General features: G+C 67.5%; 13 protein-coding genes. 8 read left to right on the forward strand and 5 right to left on the reverse strand.

Annotation, left to right across the window (positions count from 1 at the left end):
• The first annotated feature begins 16 nt into the window (after positions 1-16).
• The 3 genes from FY251_RS05540 to FY251_RS05550 all read left to right on the forward strand — a co-directional run bounded on the left by FY251_RS05540 (position 17) and on the right by FY251_RS05550 (position 3,195).
• The gene (locus FY251_RS05540) at positions 17-1,198 is read left to right on the forward strand and encodes an MFS transporter (protein WP_148413813.1); all 1,182 of its coding nucleotides are present in this window, start codon (positions 17-19) and stop codon (positions 1,196-1,198) included.
• A gap of 137 nt (positions 1,199-1,335) precedes the next feature.
• Positions 1,336-2,775 carry a DHH family phosphoesterase gene (locus FY251_RS05545; RefSeq protein ID WP_148413814.1) on the forward strand — a complete coding sequence of 480 codons (1,440 nt, stop codon included), beginning with the start codon at positions 1,336-1,338 and terminating at the stop codon, positions 2,773-2,775.
• A 33-nt stretch (positions 2,776-2,808) separates the two neighbouring features.
• Positions 2,809-3,195, forward strand: coding sequence for a VOC family protein (locus FY251_RS05550; RefSeq protein WP_148413815.1), 387 nt, complete (start codon positions 2,809-2,811; stop codon positions 3,193-3,195).
• A gap of 27 nt (positions 3,196-3,222) precedes the next feature.
• On the opposite strand, the gene ppk2 is transcribed toward FY251_RS05550, so the two are convergent.
• Together ppk2 and FY251_RS05560 are read right to left on the reverse strand one after the other, a co-directional pair.
• Positions 3,223-4,053, reverse strand: a complete 831-nt coding sequence (ppk2, locus tag FY251_RS05555) for a polyphosphate kinase 2 (protein ID WP_148413816.1) — start codon at positions 4,051-4,053, stop codon at positions 3,223-3,225.
• A 60-nt stretch (positions 4,054-4,113) separates the two neighbouring features.
• Positions 4,114-4,869 carry a TrkA family potassium uptake protein gene (locus FY251_RS05560; RefSeq protein WP_148413817.1) on the reverse strand — a complete coding sequence of 252 codons (756 nt, stop codon included), beginning with the start codon at positions 4,867-4,869 and terminating at the stop codon, positions 4,114-4,116.
• A 408-nt stretch (positions 4,870-5,277) separates the two neighbouring features.
• Between FY251_RS05560 and FY251_RS05565 the strand changes: the two genes are divergently transcribed.
• The 4 genes from FY251_RS05565 (at position 5,278) to FY251_RS05580 (ending at position 8,016) form a co-directional block, all read left to right on the forward strand.
• On the forward strand, positions 5,278-5,499 hold the full coding sequence (locus tag FY251_RS05565; RefSeq protein WP_004065778.1) for a hypothetical protein: 222 nt from the start codon (positions 5,278-5,280) through the stop codon (positions 5,497-5,499).
• Between the two features lie 157 nt (positions 5,500-5,656).
• A complete protein-coding gene (locus tag FY251_RS05570) occupies positions 5,657-5,974 on the forward strand; it encodes a DUF5783 family protein (RefSeq protein WP_148413818.1) in 318 nt (105 codons plus the stop codon).
• A 44-nt stretch (positions 5,975-6,018) separates the two neighbouring features.
• A complete protein-coding gene (locus FY251_RS05575; RefSeq protein ID WP_004045112.1) occupies positions 6,019-6,396 on the forward strand; it encodes a NifU family protein in 378 nt (125 codons plus the stop codon).
• A gap of 78 nt (positions 6,397-6,474) precedes the next feature.
• Entirely contained in the window at positions 6,475-8,016 is a 1,542-nt protein-coding gene (locus tag FY251_RS05580; protein ID WP_148413819.1) for a sulfatase, read from the forward strand.
• Positions 8,017-8,038: 22 nt separating this feature from the next.
• Here FY251_RS05580 and FY251_RS05585 read toward each other — a convergent pair whose 3' ends face one another.
• Both FY251_RS05585 and FY251_RS05590 read right to left on the reverse strand, forming a co-directional pair.
• Entirely contained in the window at positions 8,039-8,935 is an 897-nt protein-coding gene (locus FY251_RS05585) for a ketopantoate reductase family protein (RefSeq protein WP_148413820.1), read from the reverse strand.
• A gap of 72 nt (positions 8,936-9,007) precedes the next feature.
• Positions 9,008-9,295, reverse strand: coding sequence for a rubredoxin-like domain-containing protein (locus FY251_RS05590; protein ID WP_089777169.1), 288 nt, complete (start codon positions 9,293-9,295; stop codon positions 9,008-9,010).
• A 180-nt stretch (positions 9,296-9,475) separates the two neighbouring features.
• Here FY251_RS05590 and FY251_RS05595 point away from each other — a divergent pair, with 180 nt between their 5' ends.
• Positions 9,476-10,732 carry a PQQ-binding-like beta-propeller repeat protein gene (locus tag FY251_RS05595; RefSeq protein ID WP_148413821.1) on the forward strand — a complete coding sequence of 419 codons (1,257 nt, stop codon included), beginning with the start codon at positions 9,476-9,478 and terminating at the stop codon, positions 10,730-10,732.
• Between the two features lie 133 nt (positions 10,733-10,865).
• On the opposite strand, the gene FY251_RS05600 is transcribed toward FY251_RS05595, so the two are convergent.
• The gene (locus FY251_RS05600; protein WP_148413822.1) at positions 10,866-15,962 is read right to left on the reverse strand and encodes a DNA polymerase II large subunit; all 5,097 of its coding nucleotides are present in this window, start codon (positions 15,960-15,962) and stop codon (positions 10,866-10,868) included.
• Between the last annotated feature and the right edge of the window lies 1 nt (position 15,963).

The following is a 15,963-nucleotide window of genomic DNA, read 5'->3' on the forward strand; positions in this document are numbered from 1 at the left end:
GAAGCGAGGGAGCGGCGTGACGGGAGCCGAGACGGGAGACGGCTCGTGGCGCGCCGTCGGCTCGGTCGCCGGCTGGCAGACCGCCGCGAGCCTCTGTTACTACGCCATCTTCGCGGCGACCGGCTTCGTCCGCGACGCGTTTTCGGTCTCCGAGTCGCTGGTCGGCCTCTTTCTGACCGCCGGCCTGCTCGGCTACACGGTGTTTCTGTTCCCCAGCGGCGCGGCCGTCGACGGCTACGGCGAAAAGCCCGTGATGGTCGTCGGCCTGCTGGCGCTGTCGGTCGCGCTCGTCGGCGTCACGTTCGCGCCGCCGTCGTACCTCCTGTTGTTGGTGACGGTGGCGCTCCTCGGGGCGGCCTACTCGACCGCGATGCCGGCGTCGAACCGCGGCATCGTCGCGGCCGCGCCCGCCGGCAGCAAGAACCTCGCCATGGGACTGAAACAGGTCGGCGTCACCCTCGGGAGCGGGGCGTCGTCGCTCGTCGTCACCGGCGTCGCCGTCGTCGCGGCGTGGCAGGTGGGCTTCTGGGCCATCGCCGTCTTCGCCGCGGGCTACGCGCTCGTCTTCGCGACGCGCTACCGCGGGAACCCGGGAACGGGACGGCTCGAACGACCCCGACTCGCCGGCCTCGGCGACAACCGCGCCTACGTCGCGCTCGTCGCCGCCGCGCTGTTCATCGGCGCGTCCATCTTCTCGATGCTCGGCTACACCGTCCTCTACGTGCAGGACGTGGTCGGGACCGGTCCCGCCCTCGCCGGCGGCGTCCTCGCGGCGACGCAGGTGACCGGAAGCGTCGGCCGCATCGGTGCCGGCAGCCTCGCCGACCGACTCGGCGGGGCCCGCGGCGCGGCCACCGTCGCGCTCGTCCAACTGGCCGGCGCGGTCGCCCTCTTTTCGCTCCTCGTCGGCACCGGCGGCTCGTTCGCGCTCACCGTCGCCGTCTTCGTCGCGCTCGGCCTCACCATCCACGGCTCGACCGGCGTCTTCTACTCCTGTCTGAGCGGCGTCGTCGACGACGGCGACATCGGCGCGGCGACCGCCGGCGGCCAGACCGCGCTCAACGTCGGCGGACTCGTCGCCCCGCCGCTTTTCGGCTTCGTCGTGGAGTCGACGGGCTACGGGGCCGGCTGGGCGCTCGTCGCCGGCTCGACGGTGCTGGCGACCGTCCTCCTGTTCGTCGTCCGGCGGCGAATCTGAGGGCGGGGAGACGAGCCTTTATCGCCGAAGCCGCGGCAACGACGACGCATGTTCCCCGCCGAACTGGAGTGGAAACGAAGGGGTTGCGTGGCCGAACTGCCAGCGTTTATGCCGGAGAGGGCGTGAGTACCACACCAATGGACGGACCCGTCCCCGAACTCACCGAGCACGCGGCGGCCTGCGCGGCCCGCCTCCGCGACGCCGACCGGGTGCTCCTCGCCTCGCACATCGACGCCGACGGGTTGACGAGCGCCGGCATCGCCTCGACCGCGCTCGAACGCGCCGACATCCCCTTCGAGACGGTGTTCTGCCGCCAACTCGACGAGGCCGCCGTGGCCGATATCGCGGCGACCGACTACGACACCGTGCTGTTCACGGACTTCGGCAGCGGCCAACTCGACATCGTCGCCGAGCGCGAGGCGGCGGGCGACTTCCACCCCGTCATCGCCGACCACCACCAGCCCGCCGAAGGCGTCGAGACCGACCACCACCTCAACCCGCTCCGGTTCGGCCTCAACGGCGCGAGCGAACTCTCCGGGGCGGGCGCGGCCTACGTCCTCGCGCGGGCGCTCGAACCCGACGCTGGCGACAACCGCGACCTCGCCGCCCTCGCGGTCGTCGGCGCGGTCGGCGACATGCAGGACACGAACGGCGAACTCCGCGGGGCCAACGCGGGCATCGTCGACGAGGGCGTCGCGGCCGGCGTCGTCGAGGAGGGCACCGACCTCCGCATCTACGGCCGCCAGACCCGCGCGCTCCCGAAACTCCTCCAGTACGCGACAGACGTGCGCATCCCCGGCATCTCGAACAACGAGGCCGGAGCCATCGAGTTCCTCACCGAACTCGACGTTCCCTGCCGCGACGACGACGGCGAGTGGAAGCGGTGGGTCGACCTCACCGGCGGCGAGCGCCAGACGCTCGCCAGCGCCCTGATTCGCCGCGCCATCGCCAGCGGCGTGCCCGCCGCCCGCATCGACGACCTCGTGGGGACGACCTACGTGCTCTCTCGGGAGCAGGAGGGAACCGAACTCCGCGACGTGAGCGAGTTCTCGACGCTCCTGAACGCGACCGCGCGCTACGACCGCGCCGACGTTGGCCTCGCGGTCTGTCTCGGCGAGCGCGACGCGGCGCTCGACCGGGCGCGCAGGCTCCTGCGGAACCACCGCAAGAACCTCTCGAACGGCCTCCAGTGGGTGAAGGAACACGGCGTCCGCGTCGAAGACAACCTCCAGTGGTTCGACGCGGGCGACGAGATACGCGAGACCATCGTCGGCATCGTCGCCGGGATGGCCGTCGGCACCGACGCGACCCGAAGCGGGATTCCGGTGCTCGCGTTCGCCGACACCGAGGAGGGCGAGGTGAAGGTCTCCTCGCGCGGGTCGTACGTGATGGTCAGAGACGGCTTGGACCTCTCGGCGGTCATGCGCGAGGCGTCGCGGTCGGTCGGCGGCGACGGCGGCGGCCACGACGTGGCCGCGGGCGCGACGATTCCGAAGGGGAAAGTCGAGGCGTTCATCGCCGAGGCGGACCGTATCGTCGGCGAGCAGTTGGGAGACGCCGACGGCGACGGCGACTGAAACACCTATCTCCCACCCGCCCGAAGCCGGCGTATGTCAGACGGCGTCCTCGGTTTCGACCACGTCGCACTCCCCGTCTCGAACCTCGAACGGGCAGTCTCGTTCTACACGGAGACGCTCGGTCTCCCGTCGGTCGACGAGCGGAACCCCGCCGACGGGACGTATCACTGGGTTCGCGTCGGCCACGCGGCGTCGCTCAACCTCTCGGAGGTCGGCGGCGACGGCGTTCGCGCCGGTCACGTCGCCTTCGCCGCGCCGGCGTCGTTTCTCGAAACGCTCCGAGAGCGACTCGCAGGCGCGGGCGTCGAGTTCCGGGACGCGGAGACGAGCCTCTACTTCGCGGACCCCGACGGGAACGAACTCGAAGTGACGTGCTGGCGCGAGGCGCGACTGCGGGACAGCGGCGCGAACCACTGGTAGCCGGCCACCGGCAACGGAGGGCGACGCTCAGTCGTCGACCGGGTTCTCCCCGAACCTCGCCGGCACCCAATTTTGACTGTCGATTGGCGGGCGCTCGTACCCGGAGTCGTCCTGCCGGGACGGCAGGACGATCGGGTCGGGCGTGAGGTCCTCGTAGTCGATTTGGTCCAACAGGTGCGAGATGCAGTTGAGTCGCGCGTGGCGTTTCACGTCCGCGTTGACGACGTGCCACGGTGCTTCGTCGATGTCGGTGTGTTCGAACATCCGGTCTTTGGCCTCCGAGTAGTCGGCCCACCGCGAGCGCGCTTCGAGGTCCATCGGACTGAGCTTCCAGCGGCGCTTCGGGTCCTCGTTTCGCCGCTGGAACCGCCGTTCCTGCTCCTCGTCGCTGATGGAAAACCAGTATTTGACGAGGACGATGCCCGACCGCACAAGCATCCGCTCGAACTCGGGGCAGGTCCGCAGGAACTCCTCGTACTCCTCGTCGGTACAGAAGCCCATCACCCGCTCGACGCCCGCGCGGTTGTACCAACTCCGGTCGAAAAGCACCATCTCTCCCTCGGTCGGTAACTGTTCGACGTACCGCTGGAAGTACCACTGACCGCGCTCTCGCTCCGTGGGTTTGCCGAGCGCGACGACCCGAGCCACCCGCGGATTGAGCCGGCGGGTGATACGCTTGATGACGCCGCCTTTCCCCGCGGCGTCGCGGCCCTCGAAGACGACACAAACCCGGAGGTCGTGTTCCTTTATCCAGTACTGGAGTTTCACCAGTTCCTCTTGGAGGCGGTTCAACTCGCGTTTGTACTGTTTCTTCTTCAGGACGCCCTCGTCGTTATAGCGAGGTTTGTCAGTGGGCATAGGCGAACTGCGTGCGCTGTGAACAAATAGCAGGCGGGGAGGCAGAGTCGGCGCGGCGGCTCAGAGCTCCGAACAGACCTGCTCGCCGCTCACGATTTCCGGGACGACGACTTCGTCGGCACCGGCGCGGTGCGCGAGCGCCTCGTCCATCTGGTCGCCGGCGCGGACGACGAGTTTGGCGTCGGGAGCCAACCGACTCGCCGCGATGGCGATTTGGATGTTCACCTTGGAGTCGTCTATCGCGCCGACGACCGTCGCGGCGCGCTCGACGCCCGCGGCTTCGAGTCGGTCCTCGCGTCGGGCGTCGCCTTCGACCGCGAGCAGGTCCGCGTCGAGCGCGCGTTGGTACCCCGCCTCCTTGCTCTCGACGACGACCACGCCGCGGCCCATCTCGCGGAGCCGCGCCGCCACCGTCTTACCGAAGGTTCCGTAGCCGCAGACGACTACGTGCGATTCGAGTTCCGCTATCTCTCGTTGGAGTTTCATCTGGTCGAGTTCCTCGCGTATCTGTCCGCCGAAAGCCGCGGAGACGAACGTCTCGCCGGCCCACAATCCGGTTCCGACGAGGCCGGTGAGAATCACGATGGCGTACGCCTTGACGAGCGTCGCCGGCCCCTCGTGGGTCTGGTAGTGGAGTTCGATGCTGGTCGGGTCGAGTAGCCAGAACGCCGCGTCGACGAGACCCGCACCACCGAGGACGCTGAACCCGCCGACTCCGGCGACGACGAACGCCGCGACGGCGACGAGCGGCCGGACCATCCGCCGGAGCAACGGCCTGTGCGCCAGCGCGTCGATGAGAATGCGGCGGTCGTACATCACGGGGGCGCGGACATCTCGGGAGAGCGCGACCGGTCGGGTTCGTGCGGCCCGCAATCCCGGTTAATCGAGCTGGCCGCGAGTCCGAAGTTGTGTTTGCTTCTACTTCCGAGAGAATTTGACCCAGATTCGAGTGTATAGTCGCTCATGTATCCAGTATTCGACAATCTATCGAGCATAAAATCGTTTGTCCTTAAACAATCCAGTAGACTTGCGATGACTGCCTGATTCGGCCGCAGTGATAATTCGATATAGCGGGATGTAGTTTATTTTGAAGGCGAGAAAGGAAGGCTGAATCGGCGTCAGACCGGGTTCGCGTTCGGTCTCGGGCGCGAAATCCGCGAAATCCTCATATCGGATGCGTGTGTATGCCATGATACCGGCACGCATGCCGGAGCGGGGTGAACGATGGCGACTGCCAACTCGAACGAGGCCGAATACGACTACCCGGTCGGCTACGAACCGGAGGTACAAACAGAGACGGTCGAACTGGACCGTCGAACCGTCGAGCGACTCGACGCGCTGCGCGAAGACGACGAGTCGTACGACGAACTGATAACCGAACTCGCGTCCATCTTCGCGGCGAGCGAACTCTCCGCCGCGCGCGTGGACAGTCCGCTCATCGAGTGACGACCCGCGTCGCTCGATTTTCCGTATTTGAGACGCCCTGAGAGTGGAATCGCCGGTCGGAGACGAGCAGCCAATAAATCACAGGTCGCTATACAGAATCCGATATTCCGACGAACCAATCGTCCGATTTTTTGCTCAGAGCGCGAAAGCTCCGGGTATGACCGACTTCGACCCCGAGAAGTTCGAGGACAAGTACGCCAACTACTTCCCCGAACTCCAGCGCGCGTACAAAAACGCCTTCGAGACGATGAACGACGAGTTCGACTCGTCGCTCATCCACGGGGTCGACCAGCAGATTCTCAACGAGTCCGAACCGTTCTACGAGGACGGCGATTTTTCGGTCCGACTCCCCGAGGACCCCGCCGAGCGACTGACGGCGGTCGAAATCGACGACGACGAACTCGACGCCGTCCTCGACCGCTACGTCGACGAGATAGAAGGCGAGCTCCGGCGGGTCTTCGGCGTCGAGACGTAACCCCGAACCAAAGGCCTAAGCACGTTCACCTCGAAGCCGCGTGCATGAGCACGGAGACGCAGGACGGCGAGGACGACCTCAAAGAGCGTGTCGTGAACTTCCTCCGTCGGAACTTCCCGCAGATCCAGATGCACGGCGGCAGCGCGGCCATCCGCGACCTCGACCGCGAGACCGGTGAGGTCACCGTTCTCCTCGGCGGCGCTTGCTCCGGGTGCGGTATCTCCCCGATGACCATCCAGGCCATCAAGACCCGAATGGTCAAGGAGATTCCCGAGATTAACGAAGTCCACGCCGACACCGGCATGGGCGGCGACGGCGGCATGGGCGGCGACAGCCGCGGCGGCAGTCCGTCGTTCCCCGGCGACACCAGCGACGACACGACCGACATCGAGGACGACCAGGGCCCGCAGGCTCCGTTCTAACTCGGCGGTTCGGGCGTTTTCGTCGCGTCGGCGGCCGAGAACAGGAGTTTTATCGGCGACTACTCCCCACCCACGGGTATGACTGCCGAGTCGCCCGAGAACGTCCTCTTCGTCGTCATGGACACGGTCCGAAAAGACCACCTCACGCCGTACGGCTACGACCGCCCGACGACGCCGGGCCTCGACCGCTTCGCCGACGAGGCGACCGTCTTCGAGCAGGCCGTCGCACCCGCGCCGTGGACGTTGCCGGTCCACGCCTCGCTTTTCACCGGGATGTACCCCAGCCAGCACGGGGCCGACCAGGAGAACCCCTATCTCGAAGGCGCGACGACCCTCGCCGAGACGCTCTCGGCGGCCGGCTACGACACCGCCTGTTACTCCTCGAACGCGTGGATAACGCCGTACACGCACCTGACCGACGGCTTCGCCGAGCAGGACAACTTCTTCGAGGTCATGCCCGGCGAGTTCCTGTCGGGGCCGCTGGCGAAGGCGTGGAAGACGATGAACGACAGCGACGCGCTCCGGACGCTCGCCGACAAGCTCGTCAGCCTCGGCAACACCGCCCACGAGTACCTCGCCGGCGGCGAGGGCGCGGACTCGAAGACGCCCGCGGTCATCGACCAGACCATCGACTTCGTCGACGACTCCGAGGAGTTCTTCGCGTTCGTCAACCTCATGGACGCGCACCTGCCGTACCACCCGCCCGAGGAGTACAAAGAGCGCTTCGCGCCCGGCGTCGATTCGACCGAGGTCTGCCAGAACTCCAAGGAGTACAACGCCGGTGCCTACGAAATCGACGACGACGAGTGGGACGACATCCGCGGCCTCTACGACGCCGAAATCGCCCACATCGACGACCAGCTCACGCGGCTGTTCGACCACTTGAAAGAGACCGGCCGCTGGGACGACACGATGGTCGTCGTCTGCGCCGACCACGGCGAGCTCCACGGCGAGCACGGCCTCTACGGCCACGAGTTCTGCCTGTACGACCCGCTCATCAACGTCCCGCTCATGGTCAAACACCCCGACCTCGACGCGGACCGCCGCGACGACCAGGTCGAACTGGTCGACCTCTACCACACGGTGCTCGACTCGCTCGGCGTCGAGGGCGGCGAGCCCGCGAACCCCGGCGACGACGCGGTCGGCCTCGACCGCACGCGCTCGCTCCTGTCGGCCGACTACCGGGAGTTCGCGCAAGCATCGAACGACGACCCCGGCCAGCGCCGAGACGGCGAGTACGCCTTCGTCGAGTACTCTCGCCCCGTGGTCGAACTCAAGCAGTTAGAGGAAAAGGCGTCGAGCGCCGGCATCACGCTCCCCGAGGACTCGCGGTTCTACTCCCGGATGCGCGCGGCGCGGCGGACCGACGCCAAGTACGTCCGAATCGACCGCATCCCCGACGAGGCCTACCGCATCGACGCCGACCCCGAGGAGGCCGAGAACGTCGCCGACGCCGAAGACGAGGCAATCGCGGAGACCGAAGCCGCCCTCGCGGAGTTCGAAGACGCCATCGGCGGCGCGTGGACCGACGCGCTCGACACCGACGTGTCGGACGACTCGGTCGACCAGATGGACGACGAGGCGCAGGACCGACTGCGCGACCTCGGCTACCTCGAATAGCGACCGGAGCCGGTCCTAATGCTTAACGTATCCCTGCACCCCGCTCCCACGCCCGGAGGAGCGCCGCGAGCGTCCGGTTCGTCGGAACCTCGAAGCCGTGGTCGGCGGCGATATCGACCACCGCGCCGTTGATGGCGTCCACCTCGGTCCGCTTTTCGGCCGCGACGTCCTGGAGCATCGACGAGCGGTTCGCGGCGGTTTTCTCGACTACGCGGTCGACCGCCTCGCGGGCGACGCGGTTCGGGAGCGACACGCGCTCTAATCGGGCGACTCGGGCCGTCTCGCGGGCCGCTCGGTGCGCGAGGTCGTTAGCGTCGCCCGACCGGAGCGCGCCGTTTTCGACCCGCGAGAGCGCGGTGACGGCGTTGATGCCGGCGTTGACGGCGAGTTTCTCCCAGCGGCGTCTCGGCATATCGGTGGCGACGAGCGCGTTGAGCCCCGCGTCGCGGAACGCCTTGCCGACCCGCTCGGCGAGGGGGTCGGGGCCGCCGTCGAGCGCGCCCAAGACGATTCGGCCGACGCCGGTACACTCGACGCGACCCGGTTCGACGAGCCGCGCCCCGTAGGTCGCCGTCCCCGCGAGAACCGGCGCGTCGAGGCGAGAAACGAGCGTCCCCTCGGTAAGTCCGTTCTGGAGCGACAGCACCGCGCCCACGTCGCAGTCGGCGAGCGCGTCGGCGGCGGCCGCGGTGTCGAACGATTTGACGGCGACGAGCGCGAGGTCCGCCGAGTGGCCCGTCTCGGTCGTCGTCGCGGCCGGCGAGACGTGCGCCGACTCGGCACCGACGATGTCGAGACCGGCCGCCGACACCCGCGCGGCGTGCGGGTCGCGGGCGACGAGCGTCACGTCGTGGACCGACGCGAGGAGGCCGCCGACGAGCGTGCCCAGACTGCCCGCGCCGAAGACGAGGATACGCATGGCTACCCGTACTCGGCGGACGACAAAAATGGCGAGTTTCGCGGGCGCGGCGGTCGAATCGGGTCCGAGACCTCAGTCCTCGGTCCAGTAGTAGAGTTTCTCCCGTTCGGCACCGCAGTTCGGACAGGTGTCGGGGAGTTCGTCGAGGTCACCCATCTCGCCGCAGTCGCTACACCGCCACATCAACTCGGCCTCGCCGAACTCGCCGCCGGCGCGTTCGTGCTCGACGGACATCCCCGCGAGTCCCTCGCGGGTCGTGACGTAGAACCCGTCGTCGTCGAAGCCGCGGATGCTCCCGAGTTCGCTTCCGTCCTCCGCGTACACCGTCATTCCCACCGTCGGCTCTGTCTCGTCAGCCATGTGCGACTAATCGTCGCGCGAGCGAATAAAAAGGAACGGCCGAATCGGCGTCGACGCCGACCAACCGTCCGTCGACGGGACGGGGTAACGACGCCCGCATATAAATAATAAATCTAATACCGCGATATAGAATTCCGTGATGCGATAAAGCACTTACCGTCCCGTCATCGATTCGGCAGTATGTCCCGTCTTCGGAGTCGTCGTCGATACCTCCAACTGCTCGGAAGCGCGTCGCTCGGTGTCGCCGGCTGCCTCGGCCGCGACGGCGGGTCACCCAGTCCGACGACCGAGGCGACGACCACCGACGAACCGACCACGACGTACGGTCCGACGTCCGGGCCCGACGAGCGCGTGACGGCCACGCCGCCGGGCGACCCCTCGCTCTCGCCGTCGGGGACGTGGCCGCAGTACCGCTTCGACGCGGGAAACACCGGCTACAACCCCGACGTCTCGGTTCCGGCCGACGCCGAGGAGTACTGGCGACTGAACGCCGGTGGCACGCCCGTCCTCGACGGCGACCGTCTCTACAACCTCCACGGGCGCGGGCGCGACAGGCGCGCGCTCGTCCGACGCGACCCGGCGACCGTGGCCGAGCGAGCGGCGACCCCGCTTGTCGGCTACGGCGTGAACTCGCCGCCCGCCGTCGCGGGCGACCGGGTCGTCGTCACGACCTTCATCGAGGCGTTCTGCCTCGCCGCCGACCGCGACGAGGTGCTGTGGCGCGGCCCCGAGATGGACGGTATCCACGGCCCGCCCGCGGTGGGCGACGGCGTCGCCGTCGTCTCGGGCGGCGGGTTCGACGGCGTTCCGACCCAGCTTCGGGCGTTCGAACTCGCCGACGGGAGCGAACGCTGGCGCTACGACCTCGAAAGCGACGCGAAGGGCGCGCCCGCCGTCGCCGACGGGGCGGTGTTCGTCGTCACCGGCGACGCCGTCCACGCCGTCGACCTCGCGACCGGCGAGCGACGCTTCCGCGGCGAGGCGCGGACGAGCGAGTGGACGACGCCGGTGGCGACGCCCGAGGCCGCGTATCTGTCCACCCGCGGTGACGAACTCCTCGCGCTCGCCCCGACCGACGGTACCGAACTGTGGCGGTCGCCGGGAAGCGGCGCGCCGGTCGTCGCCGACGACGTACTCCACGTCACCGTCGACGGGGAGACCGCGACGCTGTCGCGCGACGACGGACGCGAGGCGGCGGCGCGCTTCGCAGGCGCTCCGCACGCGCGCGCACGAGAAGCAGTATTGGTCTCCGACGAACAGGGGCGGCTAGCAGCGTATGATACTGGGGAAGAACGTCAGTTATGGGCACATCAGACCCCGGAAGTGCAGGTGGCGGACGTGATTTCACGGGGCGTCGCCGCCGCAGTCCCCGTCGACGGCGCGGTGTACGTCGTCGCCGCCGACGGCTTCCACGGGTTGGGGCCTGCGCGGGACTGAGACGCCGAGCGGCTACGCCGCTCGACTCGAAAAGTCACATGAAGTCCGCGATGCCCGACTGCTCGTTCTCCACTTTTTCCGAGTCTCGCTCCGCTCGACTCGCAAAACCTGGAGGAAAAAAACCGACCGGAGACTACATGAAGTCCGCGATGCCCGACTGCTTGTTTTTGTCGTTCTCGAAGACGGATTCGAGGCTCTTTTCGAGCACTTCGAGCCGCTGTTTCGTGTAGTCGCGGCAGTCGAACTCCTCCGCCACCTGAATCGCGGTGTCCATGTACTTGTTCACCGAACCCTGGTGGACCGTGAGGTTCACCCGGCCGCCGCACTCCCGGCAGTCCCCCGAAAGCGGCATCCGTCGGTACTTCTCGCCGCAGTCGAGACACCGCGTCTCCTGCCGCGAGAAGGCGCGGAGGTTCCCGATGAGGTCCGGCAGGAAGTGGTACTCGATGACGCGCTCGGCCACGTCCGTCTCGTCGACCGCCCGGAGCTTCCGCGCGAGGAACAGCTGGGCGTCCATCTTGTCCATCATCGACCCGAGGGTCTTGTACGCCGAGAGGTCCGGGCCGGCGGCGATGTCCGTCGTGTCGTGGGTGTGGTCGAAGCCCGTGTACTCGCGGTCGGTTCCGAGGTACTCCTCGGCGATGGTGACCTCGTCCTCCCAGTCGTCGGGGTCTTCCATTCGCAGCGTCGCCTCGTAGAACTCGCGGGGGTACTGCCGCACGATGTCCATGTTGTGCGCCTCGTCGTCGATCTCCGAGGGGTCGATTCGCGAGGACATGACGAGCGGCGCGTCCATCTGCCCGCCGCGCTTGTCGGGGAGATATTCTTTCGAGAAGTTGAGAAGACCGTCCATGAGGAGCATGACGCAGTCTTCGTCACCGTCGCACTGCGCGACGTGGAGGTCGTTGGCGACGAGCGAGTTGGTGTCTTCGACGGTCAACGAGTAGGTGTGGTCGATGTCGCTTTCGAGATATTCGACCGAGACGACTTCGTCGAGCCACGTGTCCCCGCCGTCCGAGAAGAGGCGCTGGCTTCGGACGTCCGTGTCGTCGAGCGCGCTCGCCAGCGCCTCGCTCTTTCGGGGGAGGTGGAAACCGACCTCCTCGGCGAATCGAACCGCGTCCTCCGACGTGAGTTTGAGGACCCACGAGTCGAACGTCGGGACCTCGTCTCCGTCGTAGAACTCCGCCACCGCACCCGTCTGTGGCGTTCGGCGCTCGGAGTAGGTCTTCGAGGCGATGCCGAAGCGTTTGAGCGCGGCAACGAGGTCGCGTTTGAGGTCGTCGCTCACGGTGTGCGCGCGAATCTCCACGCGGTCCGAAGACGCGCTTCCGTCGCCGGAGAAGTACGCCGACAGGAAGGACCGAAGAACCGGCTCGGGGCCGGTGAGTACCGAGTCCGGGACGCGTTTGTCCTCGGCACGCGACCCGCATTCGATAACGTCCGCAAACAGCGACTGGACGAGTTGACTCGAAACCGTGAGCTTCCACTCGTTTTCCTCGAACGCGTCGACGCCGAGTGCTTCGCTAACGGTATCGAGGATACGTTTACGGGCGAGTTCGTCCGGGATACAGATTGTCGTCTGGTAGAAGTTTCCGGGCGATGCCCTCGTGAATCCTTCTGCGGCGTAGTACCCCAGTACAGTTCCGAATGATTCGTCGATATCGAGCACTCTCGGAACGGTCGCGGTGTCGCGGCGGACACCGAGAGATAGCTCACGCGGAAGCACGTCGACGACCGTTTCGACGTCTCCGAGGACCTCAACGAACACCGATGCCGGAACGCTGTCGCGAGAGACCCAGTTGTAAACCGTCGAATCGCTCCGTCCGAGTCGCTCGGCGACCGGTTTCAGGTAGCCGCTCGCTTCGGTATGCTCGTCGAAGAGCGACCGGATTCGGTCCGCGCCGAGCCCCCGAATCATCAGGTCTTCGGCCGGTATCGACTCGCCGTGCAGGAACTCCGCGAGCAAGTCGAACTGCGCCGGGTCCGCGTCGATGTCGACGCGCTTAGGCGACGGAAGCGCGTCGCCTTCGGCGAGTTCGTGCGCGGGAATCCGGATGAAGCCGCCCTTGTCGGCTCGAATCACCGTGTGGTCCGGAGTGACCGTTAGTTCTCTCCCGCCGCGGGTCTCGATGCGGACGAGGTGGTCCTGTGCGACGTGCTTGGAGACGGCTTCGACCGGTTTAATCGTCTCTCGACCGTCTCTGGTCAGAGACGGAACGTACACGTCCCCGTCCAGTTCCTGAACGAGGGTCCCGAAGTCGTCGGTATCCGGGTCATCGAGCCGTTCCTCGACGAGCGTTCGAACCTCGTCGTATCGCCACCGGTCGGTCTCGTCTCGGTACCAGACCTTCGTCTCCGGATGGAAGCAGTTCCGGCGTTTCGCGGCGTGAAAGTACGGATGCGCATATCCGACCGCGGCCGTCGTGAATCCGACAACTCTGCCGACGACCGCGGCGGAGGTGTGGGGAGCCATCCCGAAGACGAGTTCGCCGATGAGGTCGTCGCGCTCTTCGATTTCGTAGAAGCGGTCGAGGCCGTAGAACTGGTCGAGGAGGTCGTCGACGAAGTCGGCGGTCTGCATCATGTGCTGGGCCGCGCCGTTCGAGAGGACGATGTCCTGGACTTTGAGTTCGACCAGTTGGTCGTCGAACCGGAGGGGTTCGCCGTCGATGTCGGTCTCGTAGCCGAGTTCGCGGAAGTGGTCGGCCGTCACGTCGAGTTCCTCGGGGCGGACCGCGGTGACCGGCAGGTCGGTCATGTCGTAGCGGACGGTGCCGTCTTTGAACGACGACACGTCGTGTTTCGCGCGCAGGACGCCCTTCTCGATGGGTTCGGGCGTCTTGTTCGCGGAGGTGAGCCCCTTCACGCCCTTGAGAATCTGGAACGACGACTCGCGCTCGCCGACGCGTTCGAGGGCGTTTCGGTACTCGGTGTTGAGGTCGATGTCCTGCCACGCGGCGCTCTCGACGTCCCAGTCGCAGCGCTCGCAGTAGACGCGGCCGGACTCGTCGGGTTGGAGGACGGTCCCGCAGTCGTCGCACTCGTAGTGGGGTTCGGTGTGGCCGCCGCAGTCGGGGCACTTCGACTTGAAGCCGAACGCGCCGCAGTCGGGGCACTTGCGCCGGCCGAGGCGGACCGAAATCTGGCCGCGCCCGCCGGACTCGCCGCGGTGTCTGGCGGCGTCGCCCACGTCGCGTTGGCTCCCGCCGGCCTCGCCGATGGGGAACAGCGTGTGGACCGCGGGCGAGAGGTCGCGGCGCTCGGACTTCTCCGGGCGGCCCATCCGGTTGCCGATGCGGGTGGGCGCGCGCTCGCGGACGGTGAAGGGTGCAACCTCGTTGACGGCCTCGACGGCGTTGTCGCCGTCGTCCCACCCGCGGGCGCGCTCGGAGAGGTCGGCGAGTTCCCACGTTCGCTCGCGGTCGTCGGTGAGACCGAGGCTCCGGGCGAGCGGTCGCCAGACGGGGACGCGGAGCGTCTCGTCGGTCTGCCGGTGGGCGACGAGCAGGTGTTCGAGCGCCTCCCGAATCTCGGGCGTGTTGTCGAGGACGAGCGTGCCCTCCAGTCCGCGCTCGGGTTCGTTGTCGTGTTCGAGCGCGGCGGCCGTGCCGCCGTCCGCTTCGGCGGCGACGACGTCGCCGGCCGCGACGGCGTCGGCGAGCGCGTCGAACCGCTCGACCGAGATGTCGTGCCAGAGGTAGGTGTACGTCGGATGGAGCGGGGCGTCGAACTCACTCGCCCACGAGAGCGCCTGTTCGACCGAGGGCTCTTCGAGGTCGACGGCGGGGTCGTCGCGGAGCGCCTGCACGTTTGCCCCGGTCGCCTCGAAGTCCTGAATCCACCACTCGAAGACGTAGGAGGCGGGCGCGAGCGGGTGGTTGTTCTCGACGAACTCGCCGAAGTTGACGAGGTACTCGCCGAGGTCGAGAATCTTCTCGACGCCGTTCTGTAGCTCCTCGGCCTCCTCGGGGTCGTCGATGCGGCGCACGTCGCCGTTGGCGAGTCTGACCGTCGGCCCCTCGATGGAGTCGACGGGGACGACGCCGCCGGCCTTGCCGGGGCGCTCGGTCTTGATCTGCGTGCCGGTGGCGATGAAGTCGTCGACGATGTGCATCGTCGCGGGGTGGACGCCCGCGGTCGCAAAGCCGTGGTTGCGGGCGCGGCCGTACCGCAGGCGGAAGCCGCCGGGCGCGGACGGGTGGCCGAACACCGGGCGGCCCGCGATGAGGTCGCGGAGGAACTTGGTCGCGGGTTCGACGCGAGTCGGCCCGTCGGGGGCCTCGCTCTCGGCGTCGTCGGCGTCGGCGTCCGGGTCGGCGTCCGCCTCGTCGCCCTCGGCTTCGCCGTCTCCCGCGTCGTCGGCTTTCGCGGCCTTCCCGTCGTCCTTGCCGATGGTGCCGTCGATGAGGTCTTGGAGCCACGGCCAGTCGACCTCGTCGAGTTGGCGGGTGTAGCGCTGAATCTTCGGGGCCTTGAGGGCGATGCCCTCGGCCATGACGAGACACATTCCGCCGCGGGCGGAGTTGGTGTCGACGCGTTCGAGGTCGCGGTAGCCCGAGACCTCCTCGTCGCCCGTGGCCTCGCCGTCGAGCATGATGGGCATGTTCTGGGCGATGAAACGCGACTCCTTGTCCTTCGGCGAGTACTGGAGCCCCGTCTCCTTGTCGTAGAGGTTAATCTCCTCGACGTAGCGCTCGACCTCGTCGGTTCGGGCCTTGTACTCGTCGATGTCGAGAAGCGAGCGGGCGTAGTCGGCGACGAGCACGGACAGCGCCTGCGCGGTGCCGCCCGCCGAGCGAATCGGGCCGGCGTAGTAGACGTTGACGAACTCCGTGCCGTCGTCGTTTTCGAGGATTTCGACGCGGTCGATGCCCTCGATGGGCGCGGCGACGACCCCCTCGGTGAGGAGGGCGACGGCGGTGCGGACCGCGCCCTCGACTTTGCCCTCGCGGGAGTCGTAGTCGCCGACGTTGCCGTCGACGAAGTCCGTCACGAGTTCGAGCGCGGCCTCCTCGCGGGACATCTCGCCTTCGAGTTCGCGGACGCGCTCTGCGACGCCGTCGATGCCGAGGATGTTCTCGACGCGGTCGGCCATGTCCTTTGCGACCGGAATCTCGACTTCGGTCTTCGGGTCGTACCCCGTCGCCTTCGCGGCCTCCGCGAGGTCGAACGCCTCGTCGAGGCGAGATTCGATGCGACGGAAGTACCGGGAGTCCTCCTCGCGCACG

The organism is Haloferax sp. KTX1 (assembly GCF_902410085.1).
Classification (GTDB): domain Archaea; phylum Halobacteriota; class Halobacteria; order Halobacteriales; family Haloferacaceae; genus Haloferax; species Haloferax massiliensis.

Bases quoted from the DNA above. Each gene is read 5' to 3' on its own strand.
- FY251_RS05575 (WP_004045112.1), top strand. From the start codon at position 6,019: ATGAGCACGGAGACGCAGGACGGCGAGGACGACCTCAAAGAGCGTGTC.
- FY251_RS05550 (WP_148413815.1), top strand. From the start codon at position 2,809: ATGTCAGACGGCGTCCTCGGTTTCGACCACGTCGCACTCCCCGTCTCG.
- FY251_RS05595 (WP_148413821.1), top strand. From the start codon at position 9,476: ATGTCCCGTCTTCGGAGTCGTCGTCGATACCTCCAACTGCTCGGAAGC.
- FY251_RS05560 (WP_148413817.1), bottom strand. From the start codon at position 4,869: ATGTACGACCGCCGCATTCTCATCGACGCGCTGGCGCACAGGCCGTTG.
- FY251_RS05565 (WP_004065778.1), top strand. From the start codon at position 5,278: ATGGCGACTGCCAACTCGAACGAGGCCGAATACGACTACCCGGTCGGC.
- FY251_RS05545 (WP_148413814.1), top strand. From the start codon at position 1,336: ATGGACGGACCCGTCCCCGAACTCACCGAGCACGCGGCGGCCTGCGCG.
- FY251_RS05570 (WP_148413818.1), top strand. From the start codon at position 5,657: ATGACCGACTTCGACCCCGAGAAGTTCGAGGACAAGTACGCCAACTAC.
- FY251_RS05585 (WP_148413820.1), bottom strand. From the start codon at position 8,935: ATGCGTATCCTCGTCTTCGGCGCGGGCAGTCTGGGCACGCTCGTCGGC.
- ppk2 (WP_148413816.1), bottom strand. From the start codon at position 4,053: ATGCCCACTGACAAACCTCGCTATAACGACGAGGGCGTCCTGAAGAAG.
- FY251_RS05590 (WP_089777169.1), bottom strand. From the start codon at position 9,295: ATGGCTGACGAGACAGAGCCGACGGTGGGAATGACGGTGTACGCGGAG.
- FY251_RS05580 (WP_148413819.1), top strand. From the start codon at position 6,475: ATGACTGCCGAGTCGCCCGAGAACGTCCTCTTCGTCGTCATGGACACG.